This is a genomic window from Pseudoalteromonas sp. 2CM41L (genome assembly GCF_023161905.1).
In the GTDB taxonomy this organism is placed as follows: Bacteria; Pseudomonadota; Gammaproteobacteria; order Enterobacterales; family Alteromonadaceae; genus Pseudoalteromonas; species Pseudoalteromonas atlantica.
Map to the genome: position 1 here is coordinate 1 of NZ_JALNTN010000022.1, position 13957 is coordinate 13957.

At 41.9% G+C, this 13957-nt stretch carries 18 protein-coding genes; 6 read left to right on the forward strand and 12 right to left on the reverse strand.

The features are described from left to right. Positions 1-336: 336 nt before the first annotated feature. A complete protein-coding gene (locus MTF64_RS18465; protein ID WP_029773008.1) occupies positions 337-873 on the forward strand; it encodes a gamma carbonic anhydrase family protein in 537 nt (178 codons plus the stop codon). Here the strand turns inward: MTF64_RS18465 and MTF64_RS18470 are convergent. Beyond that, positions 856-1116, reverse strand: coding sequence for a DUF1488 domain-containing protein (locus MTF64_RS18470; RefSeq protein ID WP_024031321.1), 261 nt, complete (start codon positions 1114-1116; stop codon positions 856-858). The genes MTF64_RS18465 and MTF64_RS18470 overlap by 18 nt on opposite strands. Further along, positions 1113-1937 carry a shikimate dehydrogenase gene (gene aroE / locus MTF64_RS18475; RefSeq protein WP_248452294.1) on the reverse strand — a complete coding sequence of 275 codons (825 nt, stop codon included), beginning with the start codon at positions 1935-1937 and terminating at the stop codon, positions 1113-1115. Before aroE ends, MTF64_RS18470 begins: the two co-directional genes overlap by 4 nt. Positions 1938-1990: 53 nt before the next feature. On the opposite strand from aroE, the gene MTF64_RS18480 reads away from it, so the two are divergent. Further along, entirely contained in the window at positions 1991-2428 is a 438-nt protein-coding gene (locus tag MTF64_RS18480; RefSeq protein WP_029773006.1) for a group II truncated hemoglobin, read from the forward strand. 93 nt (positions 2429-2521) lie between these two features. Here MTF64_RS18480 and hemF read toward each other — a convergent pair whose 3' ends face one another. The 6 genes from hemF to MTF64_RS18510 form a co-directional block, all read right to left on the reverse strand. Beyond that, a complete protein-coding gene (hemF, locus tag MTF64_RS18485; RefSeq protein ID WP_054983830.1) occupies positions 2522-3472 on the reverse strand; it encodes an oxygen-dependent coproporphyrinogen oxidase in 951 nt (316 codons plus the stop codon). Position 3473: 1 nt separating this feature from the next. Then, positions 3474-4037 (reverse strand): L-threonylcarbamoyladenylate synthase, encoded by a 564-nt coding sequence (locus MTF64_RS18490; RefSeq protein ID WP_055255673.1) that lies wholly within the window; start codon positions 4035-4037, stop codon positions 3474-3476. Positions 4038-4058: 21 nt separating this feature from the next. Continuing rightward, positions 4059-4634: a type I DNA topoisomerase gene (locus MTF64_RS18495; protein WP_248452295.1), complete on the reverse strand. Its 576-nt coding sequence runs from the start codon at positions 4632-4634 to the stop codon at positions 4059-4061. 97 nt (positions 4635-4731) lie between these two features. Then, positions 4732-5205, reverse strand: coding sequence for a DUF494 family protein (locus MTF64_RS18500; RefSeq protein WP_004588034.1), 474 nt, complete (start codon positions 5203-5205; stop codon positions 4732-4734). 1 nt (position 5206) lies between these two features. Then, positions 5207-6298, reverse strand: a complete 1092-nt coding sequence (gene dprA / locus MTF64_RS18505; RefSeq protein WP_004588035.1) for a DNA-processing protein DprA — start codon at positions 6296-6298, stop codon at positions 5207-5209. Between the two features lie 31 nt (positions 6299-6329). Beyond that, positions 6330-7451: a LysM peptidoglycan-binding domain-containing protein gene (locus tag MTF64_RS18510; protein ID WP_004588036.1), complete on the reverse strand. Its 1122-nt coding sequence runs from the start codon at positions 7449-7451 to the stop codon at positions 6330-6332. Between the two features lie 119 nt (positions 7452-7570). Here MTF64_RS18510 and def point away from each other — a divergent pair, with 119 nt between their 5' ends. The 4 genes from def (at position 7571) to trkA (ending at position 11792) form a co-directional block, all read left to right on the forward strand. Then, positions 7571-8077: a peptide deformylase gene (gene def / locus MTF64_RS18515; RefSeq protein WP_004588037.1), complete on the forward strand. Its 507-nt coding sequence runs from the start codon at positions 7571-7573 to the stop codon at positions 8075-8077. A gap of 21 nt (positions 8078-8098) precedes the next feature. Then, entirely contained in the window at positions 8099-9052 is a 954-nt protein-coding gene (gene fmt, locus MTF64_RS18520; RefSeq protein ID WP_248452296.1) for a methionyl-tRNA formyltransferase, read from the forward strand. Further along, positions 9045-10340 (forward strand): 16S rRNA (cytosine(967)-C(5))-methyltransferase RsmB, encoded by a 1296-nt coding sequence (rsmB, locus tag MTF64_RS18525; RefSeq protein WP_004588039.1) that lies wholly within the window; start codon positions 9045-9047, stop codon positions 10338-10340. The genes fmt and rsmB overlap by 8 nt, the downstream gene beginning before the upstream one ends. Positions 10341-10415: 75 nt before the next feature. Beyond that, a complete protein-coding gene (gene trkA, locus MTF64_RS18530; RefSeq protein ID WP_004588040.1) occupies positions 10416-11792 on the forward strand; it encodes a Trk system potassium transporter TrkA in 1377 nt (458 codons plus the stop codon). Positions 11793-11877: 85 nt separating this feature from the next. On the opposite strand, the gene MTF64_RS18535 is transcribed toward trkA, so the two are convergent. From MTF64_RS18535 to MTF64_RS18550, 4 genes are all read right to left on the reverse strand, one after another. Continuing rightward, a complete protein-coding gene (locus MTF64_RS18535; protein WP_004588041.1) occupies positions 11878-12093 on the reverse strand; it encodes an EF-hand domain-containing protein in 216 nt (71 codons plus the stop codon). 178 nt (positions 12094-12271) lie between these two features. Further along, positions 12272-12484: a calmodulin-like protein gene (locus MTF64_RS18540; protein WP_004588042.1), complete on the reverse strand. Its 213-nt coding sequence runs from the start codon at positions 12482-12484 to the stop codon at positions 12272-12274. Positions 12485-12613: 129 nt separating this feature from the next. Further along, positions 12614-12826 (reverse strand): EF-hand domain-containing protein, encoded by a 213-nt coding sequence (locus MTF64_RS18545; RefSeq protein ID WP_004588043.1) that lies wholly within the window; start codon positions 12824-12826, stop codon positions 12614-12616. 463 nt (positions 12827-13289) lie between these two features. Next, positions 13290-13952: a flagellar brake protein gene (locus tag MTF64_RS18550; RefSeq protein WP_248452297.1), complete on the reverse strand. Its 663-nt coding sequence runs from the start codon at positions 13950-13952 to the stop codon at positions 13290-13292. Between the last annotated feature and the right edge of the window lie 5 nt (positions 13953-13957).

Below are 13957 nucleotides of genomic sequence, written 5' to 3' on the forward strand. Positions count from 1 at the left end.
TGCGTATAATACATCCTTTATTTTTCGAGTCAACACTTAATTTTAAACTTTCTTTTTAGAAGATTTAAAACCGAAGTTTTACTTAACTCTGTGAGCAGCTCCTGCCTCGCTATGCGTTGGCGTTCCCCGTCTCAGTGGGGTCGCATTATAGGGAGAACAGATTTTTACGCAAGCACTTTTTTAAAGAAAAACCAAAAAAAAGCACTGTTCGGTCAATATGTGAACTAACCCCTCTATAACTGGTAGTTTTATAATCAAAACAGGCCTTTTCTGGCCTATATTTAAGTGTTGCTGTTACACTCAAGCGACTATAACTGGTATTTAAAAGGTATATATATGGCTATCCGTTCTTATAAAGGTGTGACTCCCTCTTTTAATTCGTCTGTTTATGTTGATGAGTCGTCTGTTTTGGTAGGAGATATTACGATTGGTGACCACTGTAGCGTATGGCCTTTAGTGGCAGCGCGAGGAGATGTTAACTATATACGTATTGGTGAACGTACAAATATACAAGACGGTAGTGTTCTTCATTTATCACGCGCGACTAAAAGTAACCCAGATGGTTACCCACTTATTATTGGTGATGATGTGACAGTAGGACACAAGGTGATGCTGCATGGATGTACGCTTGGAAATCGTATACTTGTCGGTATGGGCGCTATTGTAATGGATAATGTAATAGTAGAGGACGACGTTATTATTGGTGGGGGGTCATTAGTACCGCCAAATAAACGATTGGAGTCTGGTTATTTATATGTTGGTAGTCCAGTAAAGCAAGCCCGCCCATTAACAGAGCAAGAGCTTGCCTTTTTAAAAGTATCGGCAGATAACTATGTGCAATTAAAAGACGAGTATTTAGCAGAGATCAACTAGATTCACTTCTATCTGCCCTGCCGAGTTATAACTTTCATCTTCTATAAGTTGCTCGGCACATTCTTCGTAATCAAACCGGTATTTATCAAAGTGCTGCGTTGCATGGCTTTCATCTTGAAGCCCTAGCTTTCGTAAATCTATAATACACTCCACCAGCATCCCTGTTACTTGTGCAAAAAAGACTAGTTGGTGGGAAGGTTCTCTAAACTCGAGTCTATCTATAAACTGTATGGCTTGATTCATTTAAGCATGCCTTGTTTTAGTGCTTTAACAACAGGAAGTATGGCGGGCATTTTATTACGCCATACATAATATGCCTGTGCGGCTTGGCCTACCAACATACCGCTGCCATCTAATAGCTTAGCGTGGTTATTATGCTCTGCAACCCAGTTCATAAATACGGTATTTTGCTGGGAGTAAAACATATCGTATGCCACTGCGCACTGGCCTAGGTGTTTTTCGTCAAGTGCTGGTAACTCATTGTTCATACTGCTAGAGGTAGAATTTACGATAAGTGAGTAATTGCTTACAGGTAATGTATCAAACCCATAGCCTGTTACCTTGCCATATTCAGTAAATAGTTGTGCTAAGTCTTGCGCTTTTTTTGCCGTGCGATTAACAATCGTTATTTCAGCTGGGTTATGCTCAAGTAGCGGTAGTATCACCCCTCTTGCTGCGCCTCCAGCACCAATAATTAAAATACGCTTATTGGTAATTGTCACTTCATTGGCAAGTAAATCATTAACAAAGCCCACGCCATCGGTGTTATCGCCTAATAAAGTGCCATCATCGCGTTTTTTAAGTGTATTAACTGCACCAACAATTTTAGCAAGCGGGGTGAGTTCATCAGCCATGGCATATGCTTGCTCTTTAAATGGCATAGTAACGTTGGCACCTATCCCGCCTTGCTCAAAAAAGGTGGTTACTGTTTTTTCAAAGTGATCGATAGGTGCTAATATTGCGCGGTAGTCGATTTGCTCGCCCAAAGATACAGCAAATTGTTTATGTATCGCGGGGGATTTTGAATGTTTGATTGGATTTCCAAAAACCGCATATTTGTCCATTTTAAAGCAACCTCTTTGCAGTTGTACACTGCCTATTAACGATGATAAGTAATATGATTAAACGACTTTTTTCAAAATCTAAACCAGCTCCTGAGCAACCAGCGCCCACTCCTGAGAAAACACCGTATGAAATTATTGGTGGAGAAGCAGGTACCCGTGCTATTGCTAATAGATTCTACGACATAATGGCCAGCGATGAATACGCCAAACCATTATATGATATGCATCCTCTGCCATTAGATAGAATTCGCCAAGTGTTTTTTGAATTTTTATCAGGTTGGTTAGGCGGCCCTAACCTATTTACTGAAAAACATGGCCAACCTATGCTGCGCAAACGCCATATGCCTTTTACTATAAATAAAGACCTGCGCGATCAGTGGATGTATTGCATGAATAAAACCCTCGATATAGAAGTAGACAACCCCCTACTGCGCGAAGGGTTAAAGCAGTCTTTTGGACAACTTGCCACCCATATGATTAATGAGCACTAATTGTAACTACTTAGCAAAAAGGCGCTATTAAGCGCCTTTTATTAGGGTTTATTGACCTTTGCGGATTAAACAGCCCCTACCTTAATTTAATATTTATAACTGCCACTCTCTGGCTATCAAATCAGTAGGTTTAGTGCTTAGCCACTCTTGTGGACGTAAATAGTATTGATACAAATTAGCCTCTGCGCTGTCGGGCGCGGGCTTATAATTGTATTCCCAACGCGCCAGTGGCGGCATCGACATTAATATAGACTCTGTGCGCCCACCGCTTTGTAAGCCAAATAGAGTACCTCTATCCCACACAAGGTTAAATTCTACGTAACGACCGCGGCGATACAATTGAAAGTCGCGCTGCTGTTGCGTATATTCGTCATTTTTACGACGCTCAATAATAGGTAAGTACGCATCTAAAAAGCCATTACCAACCGATTGCATAAATGCAAAGCTCTGCTCAAACCCTAGCTCGTTTAAGTCATCAAAAAATAAGCCGCCTACACCGCGTGTTTCGTCGCGATGTTTTAGGTAAAAATATTCATCACACCACGTTTTGTATTTTGGATACACTTGTTCACCAAATGGTGCACAAATGTCGTGTGCGACTTGGTGCCAATGCTGTACATCTTCAAAAACGGGGTAAAAAGGCGTTAAGTCAAACCCTCCGCCAAACCACCAAATAGGCTCTTCGCCTTCTTTTTCAGCTATAAAAAAGCGTACATTGGCATGACTTGTAGGAACATGTGGGTTTTTTGGATGAATAACTAATGAAACACCACATGCATGAAAGCTTCGCCCTGCAAGCTCTGGCCTATGAGCGGTCGCAGAGCCCGGCATAGATGCACCAAACACATGCGAGTAGTTAACGCCGCCTTGCTCTATTACATTACCGTTAGTGGTAACACGCGTACGCCCGCCACCGCCTTCGGCACGTTGCCAGCTATCTTCTACAAATTTTGCACTGCCATCGGCCTGCTCTAAACCTTGGCAAATGGTGTCTTGCAAAGCCATAAAATACGCTTTTACTTGTTCTAATAATTCGCTTTGCATATTAACCTCTAAATACTTTGCCGGTCATGGCATCTTTAATTGTGCTTGGCTGCGTGTTGCCCCCTAAGGGCTCATCAATGTAACAGCCTACTTTATCTGCAAACTGCTGCTTGGCTTGTTCAATACTTGTTACCGTTGGCTGTCCGGTTAAATTAGCACTAGTAGAGACAAGAGGCTTGCCTAATTGCTGGCATAAGCGCTTAACACTTGGATGATCAGTAACCCGTACTGCAATCGTATCAAACTGCCCTGTTAACCATTTAGGCGTATTTTCAGCTGCAGGCATTACCCAGGTAATAGCACCGGGCCAACTAGAGAAAATATCAGCGCGTTTGTCCATTGGCAGCTTTACATCGTCAACATACTTTAATAACTGGCCGTAGTTATCGGCGATTAAAATAAGGCCCTTTTCAACGGGACGCTGTTTTATTTCTAGCAACTTCTCAACAGCTTGCTGATTATCTGGATCACACCCTAAACCATAGACAGCTTCAGTAGGATATAAAATAACTTCACCTTGCTCTAAGCAAGATATAGCCGTAGGCAATGTAGAAAGGTCTGACAAAATATGCTCCAGAAATTTATATTAATCAGTAGTGGTAAGTTTATGCAGGCAACTTTTTTGTGGGCACTGTAGCACAGTACCATTGGCCATTTTTTTCTCAATAACAAGCGGCCAATCGCACTTAGGGCATGGCTTGGCTATGGGTTTGTTATTTAGAGTATATTTACAGCTTGGGTAACAATCGCATGAGTAAAACGTTTTACCAAATTTATTGCTGCGTGCAACTAGCTGCCCTTTTTTGCATTTAGGACACCCAGATAATACATCATCGTTATTATTAGGTTCGTCATCGTGGGCGATATAATGACACTCAGGGTATCCTGTACAGCCAATAAACATGCCATAACGGCCGTTTTTAACCACCAGCGGTTTTGTGCACTGTGGGCAGGCTGAATCTTCAAGCACCTTTATTTCGTTGCTGTCGTGATGCGCTAATGGACGAATAAAGTCGCATTTAGGGTAACTAGCACAACCCAAAAACGGACCTGTTTTAGAGTTACGGATCACTAATTCAGAACCACATTGTGGGCAGACTTCGTATTCTTTTTCTAAGGCGTGTTTATCCGCCGAGAAAAGCGAATGGTCGATTTTACTCATGAGGTTCCTAACGGGTTGCTGAATTTTCGCCTAATATACCCAAACCACTTAAAGATACAAGCTGTGCATATAGGTTTAAGTGGTTTGGCATACAATTTTAATGTAGAAGTTCGGTGGGTTCGTCAAATATAAGGTCTTCCATTTGCTCGTAAGCCTCTTCTGAGCCAGGTACGTTAAATAACACCATAAGCACCACCCACTTTAAGTCGTCGAGCGAAATATAAGGTTTATCTAATGCGGCAAGGCGGTCCATAACCATTTCACGGGTTACACTGTTAACCACCCTTATTTGCTCTAAAAACATCAAAAAGCCACGGCATTCAACGTTTAACATTTTGCATTCGCTATCGGTAAAAATGCGCATTGCTTGGTGAGGCTTTGTAATTAAATAAGGCGACTCGTCGCTGCGTTGTAAATCGGCCAATTGTTCAAGCCAGTTTAATGCTTTAAAAATTTCGGTCTTATTAAAGCCCGCGCGAAGTAATTCATCGGTAAGCTCGTTTTCTTCAATATAAATATCGGCTTCACTGTGAATGTAGTTTTCAAAAAGATACATGAGAATATCAAACATATTACCTTCCTGTGCTTAGCTTTATATACCCGTCTAACACTCGCTCTATTTCGTCGTCTAACTCTAAATCGAGCAACCTTGCCAGCACTTTATCAATTGGCCACTTGGCGCGACGTACAATTTCATCAACACTGGTTACCTCATACCCTATACTATTTAACACCTCACACTGTGACTGTTTGTTTACAGGCTCCTCTTTATTATATAGACCGCTTTGATAAGAAAAGCTCACCTCATCTAAAATATCTGTTACATTTTCGACTAACTTAGCGCCCTGCTTTATTAAAAAGTGACTCGCTTGCGATAATGGGTTTTTAATAGAGCCTGGTACTGCAAACACTTCTTTATTTTGTTCAATAGCGTAACGTACCGTGATCAATGAACCGCTTTTAATTTCAGCCTCTACAATAACCACGCCTAAAGACAGCCCAGATATAATACGGTTTCTGCGTGGAAAGTTATGCGCATTAGCAGCGGTACCCGGTAAAAACTCGCTTATTAATAAGCCATGCTCTAATACTTGGTCTGTTAATAATTTATGGCGTTTGGGGTAGTAAATATCAACCCCAGTCCCTAATACACCAATTGTTTTGCCATTATTGGCCAATGCGCCTTTGTGCGCGGCACCATCAATACCCCGCGCCATGCCCGAGGTAACAGTAATACCGGCTAAAGTAAGCTGATAAGCAAGCTCTGAGGCTATTTCAAGCCCCGTAGGGGTCGCGTTTCTACTGCCAACAATGGCCACTTGCGGGCTAGATAACAGCGATATATCACCTTTACAAAATAACAGTAAAGGGGCACTGGCTATGTGTTTTAGTTCGTTTGGGTATAGCGCATCAAAAATACACACCACTGTAATATTAAGCTGCTGTATTTGTTGTTCGTAATGGTTTACTTGCTGCCAATTGGTATTGAGTAAGTTGCAGGCTTGGTTTTGGGTAAGGCCAAGCTGTTGTAATTCGCTTTGGTTTAAATCAAATAATGATTCGAGGGGGTGAGTATGTGATAAGGCTAACAGTGTTTTAATACCTAAGCCTTTACACATATAAAAGGCAAGCCAGTGGGCTAGCTTACCAGATGACTGATCCATGCTCTCTCCTAGAGCACCGACTCGCTACAACTTAATGAATTACTACACTATCTCCAACGCGAATTGGGTGCTGATTTTTTGTTATTAATGCATAACTCACTTTGTCATACACTTTAAATACAATTAACTCACCCACTTTTTCGTGTGGCATTGTCCATGTTGTGGTGTCTTCATCTGGCTCGCTGCCAAATAATTCACCTGCATCAGATAAAAGCTTTTCAAATTTGCTCGAATCCTCTGGATAACGCGGTCCTCGTGGGCCATCAATAACGGTGGGTGATTGGCGTTCTAAATCGAGGATATGACCAACTTCAATTTGTTGCTCAGCACCTAAGTTTAGCACCACTACATCCATTGTGCTGAATTCTCTTACTTGGCGCGGCGAGTCAATAACACTGCCGGATACACTTTGCTTAGGACGATGCATATTAAAGTACGCAGGTAACATTTGCCCTTGCATAGCAGGGAGTAAAAAATCGCCTTGTTGTATTTCTTGTTTAACTGACTCAACCCGTAAAGACGATGGTACGCCATTGCTTTCATCGCCCGTTCTAAATGCACGAGCCATACCGACATAAGTAGCGCGAGTAGCTAGCTCTTCACCGGTTTGTGTATCTATGTAAGGTTCGCCTTTGTGATAAATAGCATACGCTTTATGTACTTTTAAATCGCCCTTAACGTATAAAATATGCCCGAGAGTTTGCGTTTTAGTATTTTCGTTTGCCCCTAAAATATACGGCTTATCATCTATGTCATCGCTGTTAATTGCTTGCTCATAACTTAAATAAGGTTTAATTATTTCAAGTGGCAAAGTGGTGATGGCGTTATTACCTTTTGGTGTAATACGCCCTTGCGGCGATAACTTTCTGTACGCTTTATTAATCACCAAACGCGGGTTACCGTCGGCGTCGTACACTAACGCGAGTGCATCGCCTGGGTAAATTAGATGCGGGTTATCTATTTGCGGGTTCATTTGCCACAACTCTGGCCACAGCCATGGTTCTTCTAAATAAATGCCGGAAATATCCCAAAGGGTATCGCCTTTTTTTACAACATATTGTTTTGGAGCATCTTTTTTTATTTGTAAAACATCAGCGACTGCAGGAAAAGCAGTACTTAGTGCAAACATAATTGCAGCCAATTGAGATTTCATTGGGCTTCCTTGTATTGTTTTTTCATTATTATTGACCAAAACCTGTTAAAGGGGAACGCGAATGGCTAAAATAAGAGCATACAATACCCTAAATTAAGCACAAGTGTAAAAAGGTAACTATGGCTAGGTTAGAAGTTTTAAGATTTCCAGATGAGCGTTTACGTACGGTAGCAAAAGAAGTTGCACAGGTTGATGACAACGTTCGCCAAATTGTAAAAGACATGCTAGAGACAATGTACGATGAAAACGGCATTGGGCTAGCTGCTACACAGGTTGATATTCATCAACGTATTGTGGTGATCGACGTATCAGAAGAACGCGACGAACCACTGGTTTTAATTAACCCACAAATTATTAAAAAAGATGGTGCAACAATTAGCGAAGAAGGCTGTTTATCAGTGCCTAACTCTTACGCAAAAGTAGACCGTGCTGAAACCGTAACCGTTGCTGCTCTTAACGAAAATGGTGAAGAATTTGTACTAGATGCAGATGAGCTATTAGCTATTTGTATTCAACACGAACTAGATCACTTACAAGGTAAACTATTTATTGATTACCTATCGCCATTAAAGCGTCAACGTATTCGCAAAAAGCTTGAAAAAGAAGCTAAATTTGCCGCGAAGTAATAAGCACCTTAGGAAAACTCAGTGACAAAACCACTACGCATTATATTTGCCGGTACGCCGGACTTTGCCGCTCGTCACCTACAAGCGTTAATTCAAAGCGAACACCAAATTGTTGGAGTTTACAGCCAACCAGACCGCCCTGCTGGGCGTGGTAAAAAGTTAAAAGCCAGTGAAGTAAAAGCGCTTGCGCTTGAGCATGAGCTACCTGTTTTTCAGCCACAATCATTAAAAAATGAAGACGCACTCACTGAGCTTAAAAGCTTAAATGCCGATATCATGATTGTGGTGGCTTATGGCTTAATTTTACCAAAAGCCATTTTAGAGGCACCACGCTTAGGGTGCTTAAATGTGCATGGCTCTATTTTACCGCGCTGGCGCGGTGCTGCGCCTATACAGCGCGCAATTTGGGCTGGCGATGAAGATACCGGCGTAACCATAATGCAAATGGATGAAGGGCTTGATACCGGCGACATGCTGCACATTAGCCGCTGCCCTATTGCTGCGGATGAAACCAGTGCCAGTTTATACACTAAACTGGCTGAACTTGGTCCCGGAGCACTTGTTCAAACCATTAATAAGTTAGCCAATGGCGAGCTTATAGCAGAGCCGCAAAACGACGAGCTGGCAAATTACGCTAAAAAGCTTTCAAAAGAGGAAGCAAATATTGATTGGACGATGGGTGCCGTACAAATTGAGCGTAATATACGTGCATTTAATCCATGGCCAGTGTGTTTTACTCAAATGGGTGAGCACAGCGTAAAAATTTACCAAGCCTCAGTCGTTGAGCAAACAGGCCCTGCGGGCGTTGTTTTATCAAGCGATAAAAACGGCATTGTAGTGGCGTGTGGCAAGCAGGCATTAAGTATTACACAGCTGCAACCCCAAGGTAAAAAACCAATGGCAATTAGCGACTTTTTAAACGGTCGCAGTGACTGGGTAACTCCTGGCACCGTATTAGGCGAAAACAATGAGTAATGTTCAAAACGTACGTGCGCTTGCCGCTGAAACTTTATATAACGTGGTTGATAAAGGCGCTTCACTAAATCAAGAGCTACCATTTGCCAGCCAAGGCCTGCCCCCTAAAGACAAAGCGCTATTACAGCAAATTTGTTACGGCGTGTTGCGCTACCTACCTAGCCTTGAAAACTACTGCCAACATTTAGTAGAACAGCCACTTAAAGGTAAGCGTCGTATTTTTCAGTTTTTGTTGTATGTCGGTATCTATCAGCTGCAGCATATGCGCGTGCCACCGCATGCCGCCATTTCTGAAACCGTTAATGCCCTTGGCCAAATGCGTGCATTAGGCTTAAAAGGCTTAATTAACGCTATTTTGCGTAGTTTTCAGCGCCAACAAAGCGAGCTTGAAGAAAAAGCCAAGCAAATACCAGTGTGTTTATATAACCATCCAAATTGGTTTATTAAACAAGTGCAAGCTGCCTACCCAGACAACTGGGAAGCGCTTCTTGAAGAAAACCAACAACAAGCCCCTATGTGGTTACGTGTCAATCAAGCCCAATACAGCACGCAACAATACAGCGAAATGTTAACGGCTAACGATATAGAGCACACGTTAAACCCTGAGTTTGTTGATGGTATTAAACTAGCTAAGCCGCGTGATGTATTTTCGTTGCCAGAATTTGATGTGGGTGCCTGCTCTGTACAAGACGCCGCAGCGCAATTAGCCGCACGCTTTTTAGCACCTCAAGCTGATGAATACATTTTAGATGCCTGTGCAGCACCTGGTGGTAAAACATGTCATATATTAGAGCTTGCCGATGCAGAAGTATTAGCACTTGATAGTGACGCCACTCGCCTAGAACGTGTTAAACAAAATTTAACCCGTATCGGCTTAGGCGCAGACCTACAATGTGCAGACGCTTCGCAGCCACACACCTGGTGGGATGAGCAACAGTTTGACCGCATTTTATTAGATGTCCCTTGTTCGGCAACCGGTGTTATACGCCGCCACCCAGATATAAAATGGCTTCGCCGCGCATCAGACATTGAAGATTTAGCCACACTACAAAGCGATATACTCAATAGCATTTGGCCGCTACTAAAACCAGGCGGCACAATGATATACGCAACCTGTTCGGTACTGCCGCAAGAGAACCAACAGCAAGTCGCTAAATTTTTAGCTAATAATAGTGACGTTGAGCATATACCACTGCACGACAACGACACTGTTACCAACCCTGGTTTACAATTACTACCAGGTGAAAGCGACGGATTTTATTACGCTAAGCTAGTTAAAAAAGCCTAATAGCCGTACACTCAATAGCCATTTATTAAACAGTAAATGGCTATTTTTTTAATTAAACAGTAATTCGGGTAAATAATGAAAATAATCATACTCGGTGCCGGACAAGTCGGTGGTACGCTTGCTGAAAACTTAGTTGGCGAACAAAACGAAATAACCGTTGTTGATATAGACGGCAACCGCTTACGAGAGCTACAAGATAAGTACGACTTACAAGGGGTCACGGGGCACAGTGCACACCCAGATGTGCTCAGGCGTGCAGGTGCTGAAGACGCCGACATGATTATTGCGGTAACCAGCTCAGATGAAGTTAATATGGTGGCCTGCCAAGTCGCGTATAGTATTTTTAATACGCCAACTAAAATAGCCCGTATCCGATCAGAGCAATATTTAAAATACCGCGAAAAGCTATTTCATAACGATGACCTCCCGGTTGATCACTATATTGCCCCCGAAGCACTTGTTACCAAATATATTCGCCGTTTAATAGATTACCCAGGCGCGTTGCAAGTGCTGCAATTTGCCGATGGCATGCTCTCTCTTGTGGCTGTAAAAGCTTACTACGGTGGCTTATTAGTGGGTTATGCGCTTTCTGCTTTAAAAGAGCATATTCCGAATGTAGAAACCCGTGTAGCAGCAATTTATCGCCAAGGTAAAGCTATAAAGCCGCTGGGCACCACGGTAATAGAAGCGGACGATGAAGTATTTTTCATTGCTGCCACTAAGCATATTCGTGCGGTTATGAACGAGCTACAAAAACTTGAGCGTTCTTACAAAAAAATTATGATAGCCGGTGGCGGTAACATTGGTGCAGGCCTTGCTCGCTCACTGGAAAAAAACCACAGCGTTAAGTTATTAGAGCGCAGTAAAGAGCGTGCTGAGCAACTCTCTGAAATGCTAGATAACACCGTCGTGTTTTGTGGAGACGCCTCAGACCAAGAACTACTATCTGAAGAGCACATAGAGCAAGTTGATGTGTTTATTGCCGTAACCAACGACGATGAAGCAAATATAATGTCGGCCATGCTTGCAAAACGCATGGGCGCACAAAAAACCATGGTGCTTATTCAGCGTGGTGCGTATGTAGATTTAGTGCAAGGGGGTGAAATAGATATTGCTATATCACCACAACAAGCAACTATTTCGGCGCTACTTACACACGTACGCCGTGGCGATATTGTTAATGTGTACTCGTTACGTAAAGGCGCGGCAGAGGCCATTGAAGCCGTTGCCCATGGCGATGAAAACACATCAAAAGTAGTTGGCCGTGCGATTGCCGATATCAAGCTACCTGCAGGTACAACGATTGGTGCTATTGTACGTAATGACGACGTACTGATTGCCCACGACGACACGGTTATTATGTCTGGTGATCACGTTATTATGTTTTTAATCGATAAAAAGCATATCAACGTAGTAGAAAAGCTATTCCAAGTTAGCGCTATATTTTTATAGTTAAACACAAAAAAGCCGCTGACTAAGGCGGCTTTAGTGGAGTATGTTTTTTTAATGCTAGGCAACCCTGCTTAGCAGCTTCTAATTACTGTACTTTTGAAAACTCTTGCTCAGAAATTTCACCATTACCATCAGTATCTAGCTGGTCAAAAATTTTCACTAGCTGTGAATTTACCTGCGCTTCTTGCTTTGAAATTGCACCATCACCATCGGCATCAAACGAGGCAAAGTCGACTGCAGCATACGCCGCTGATGAAGAAGCTAATACGATAACGGCAAGTGCTGTATTTAATGTTTTCATAGTTGTGTCCTAATTAAGAGGAAATCCTTTTCTAAGATCCATGGGTTTAAAAATTAACTAAAAAGTGCTTTTGCCAATGTGCATTATTAAGTTTTAATGCACATTGGATTAGAGCAAATGACTCTTTGCTAAGTGAACATGCGCTGTCCTGCGCTCAATTGGCAAAGATCATCACACCCTAGTATTTAGAGAACTCTTGCTTTGAAAGCTCACCATTTCCATCGGTATCAAGCTCAACAAACTCAGCCATTAAATCCGCATCAACCGATGCTTCAGCTTGGCTAATGGCGCCATTGCCATCTACATCTAGCGTGTCAAAATCAGTCCCTGCAAAGGCAGCAGAAGAAGAGGCAATAGCCATAAATGCGAGTGCTTTATTTAAATGCTTCATAATTTAATCCTTCAATATAAACAAATTAGTTAAGTTCACTACGTGGTGTACGCAATCCTTGTAATCCTTTTTCGTAAGCTCCCTTGCCTACTTAGGTTGTCATTGGCAACTCAGGATTGTTACCACACTTTAAGCTTCTGAAAATTCTTCTTTTGATAGCTCACCATCTTGGTCAGTATCTAATTCTGAGAACATGCTCATCAGTTTTGCATCAATTGATGCCTCTGATTTGCTAATCGTGCCGCTGCCATCTACATCTAACGTATCAAAATCGGTTGCTGCAAATGCCGCTGATGATGAAGCAAGGGCGATAAGTGCTAAAGTTTTATTAATGCTTTTCATAATATAATTCCTTCAAGTATATGTGTGCGATTAAGTGTTTTACTTTAAATCACGTTATTGTTCAGTACAGCCAGACTATTACAACTTGAATGCCAAGTTTTAAAAGCTGATTAATTTCAATCAGTTAAAAGAGTGCTTGGCTATTTTTGATAAATTTGCGGGGGTTTTGTGTTGCAAACTAGCAACAATGGGTAAAGCTAAGTTTTTAAAAGCAATAAAAACAGCTAGTTACATAAAAGAAAAAAGCTACAATTTTCGGCGTAAATTGTAAGGATGAAGATTTATCGAAAAAAGAGACTAAATTTTAGCCGTGAGGGGAGCTAACGTATTAAAATAACTCACTCGTAAAACTAATCTATACAGCTGATTTTTATAGAAAATAAAAATTATTTTGTGAAGTTTTAAAAAATATGACTGCCACTCAAGTAAAAAGTGGCCATTTGTTGCTATTAAGCGAAAGTGCTTATTCTAATGGCAGCTCAAGCATTGCGGGATCGATAAAATGCTCTTTCATAAATGCCTTCATTTCATCTTCACTGGCTAGAAGTTTAATACCACAATTAACTCCCGCGGCGTGCTCTTTTACGCTGCATATTTCGCCAGTAAATGCTTTATTGTTGGTATCAACCGTCACCTTGCATTGCATATCTTTAATATTTTCATCGTTTTGATCGCCGCGTACATCAAACATCACCCCGGTAAGCGAGATGTCTTTAATCACCCCTTCAAGTACTCTATCGTCACTGAGAGTTAATTTTGCAGGTAATAAGGTAGGTATGCGTGTTTGCGCGCGCAGTGCAAATAACTGCACTTGCGTAGGGTAATTAATAAAAATGAGCCTAGCAGGGTGTGAGGCAACCGACATAAGCTGCTGCCTAAATGCTATTACTTGTCCGCCACTGCCTTCTATAACCGCTCTTACCACCACCATTACACCGTCACGTAGGTAATCACTTGCAGCAGGTAAACGCTTTGAACTTGGGTAATTTAAAATAATAAATTTATTTTCTAGCAAGCCAATAAACTCTGTTTTTACGCGTTTACTACTGGTAGGCGTAACAATTTCCAAGTCGACCAATCGCCCTGTTGTTAACTGGTGTAATTTATCTAAATTAGAATGTGGCATGCCTG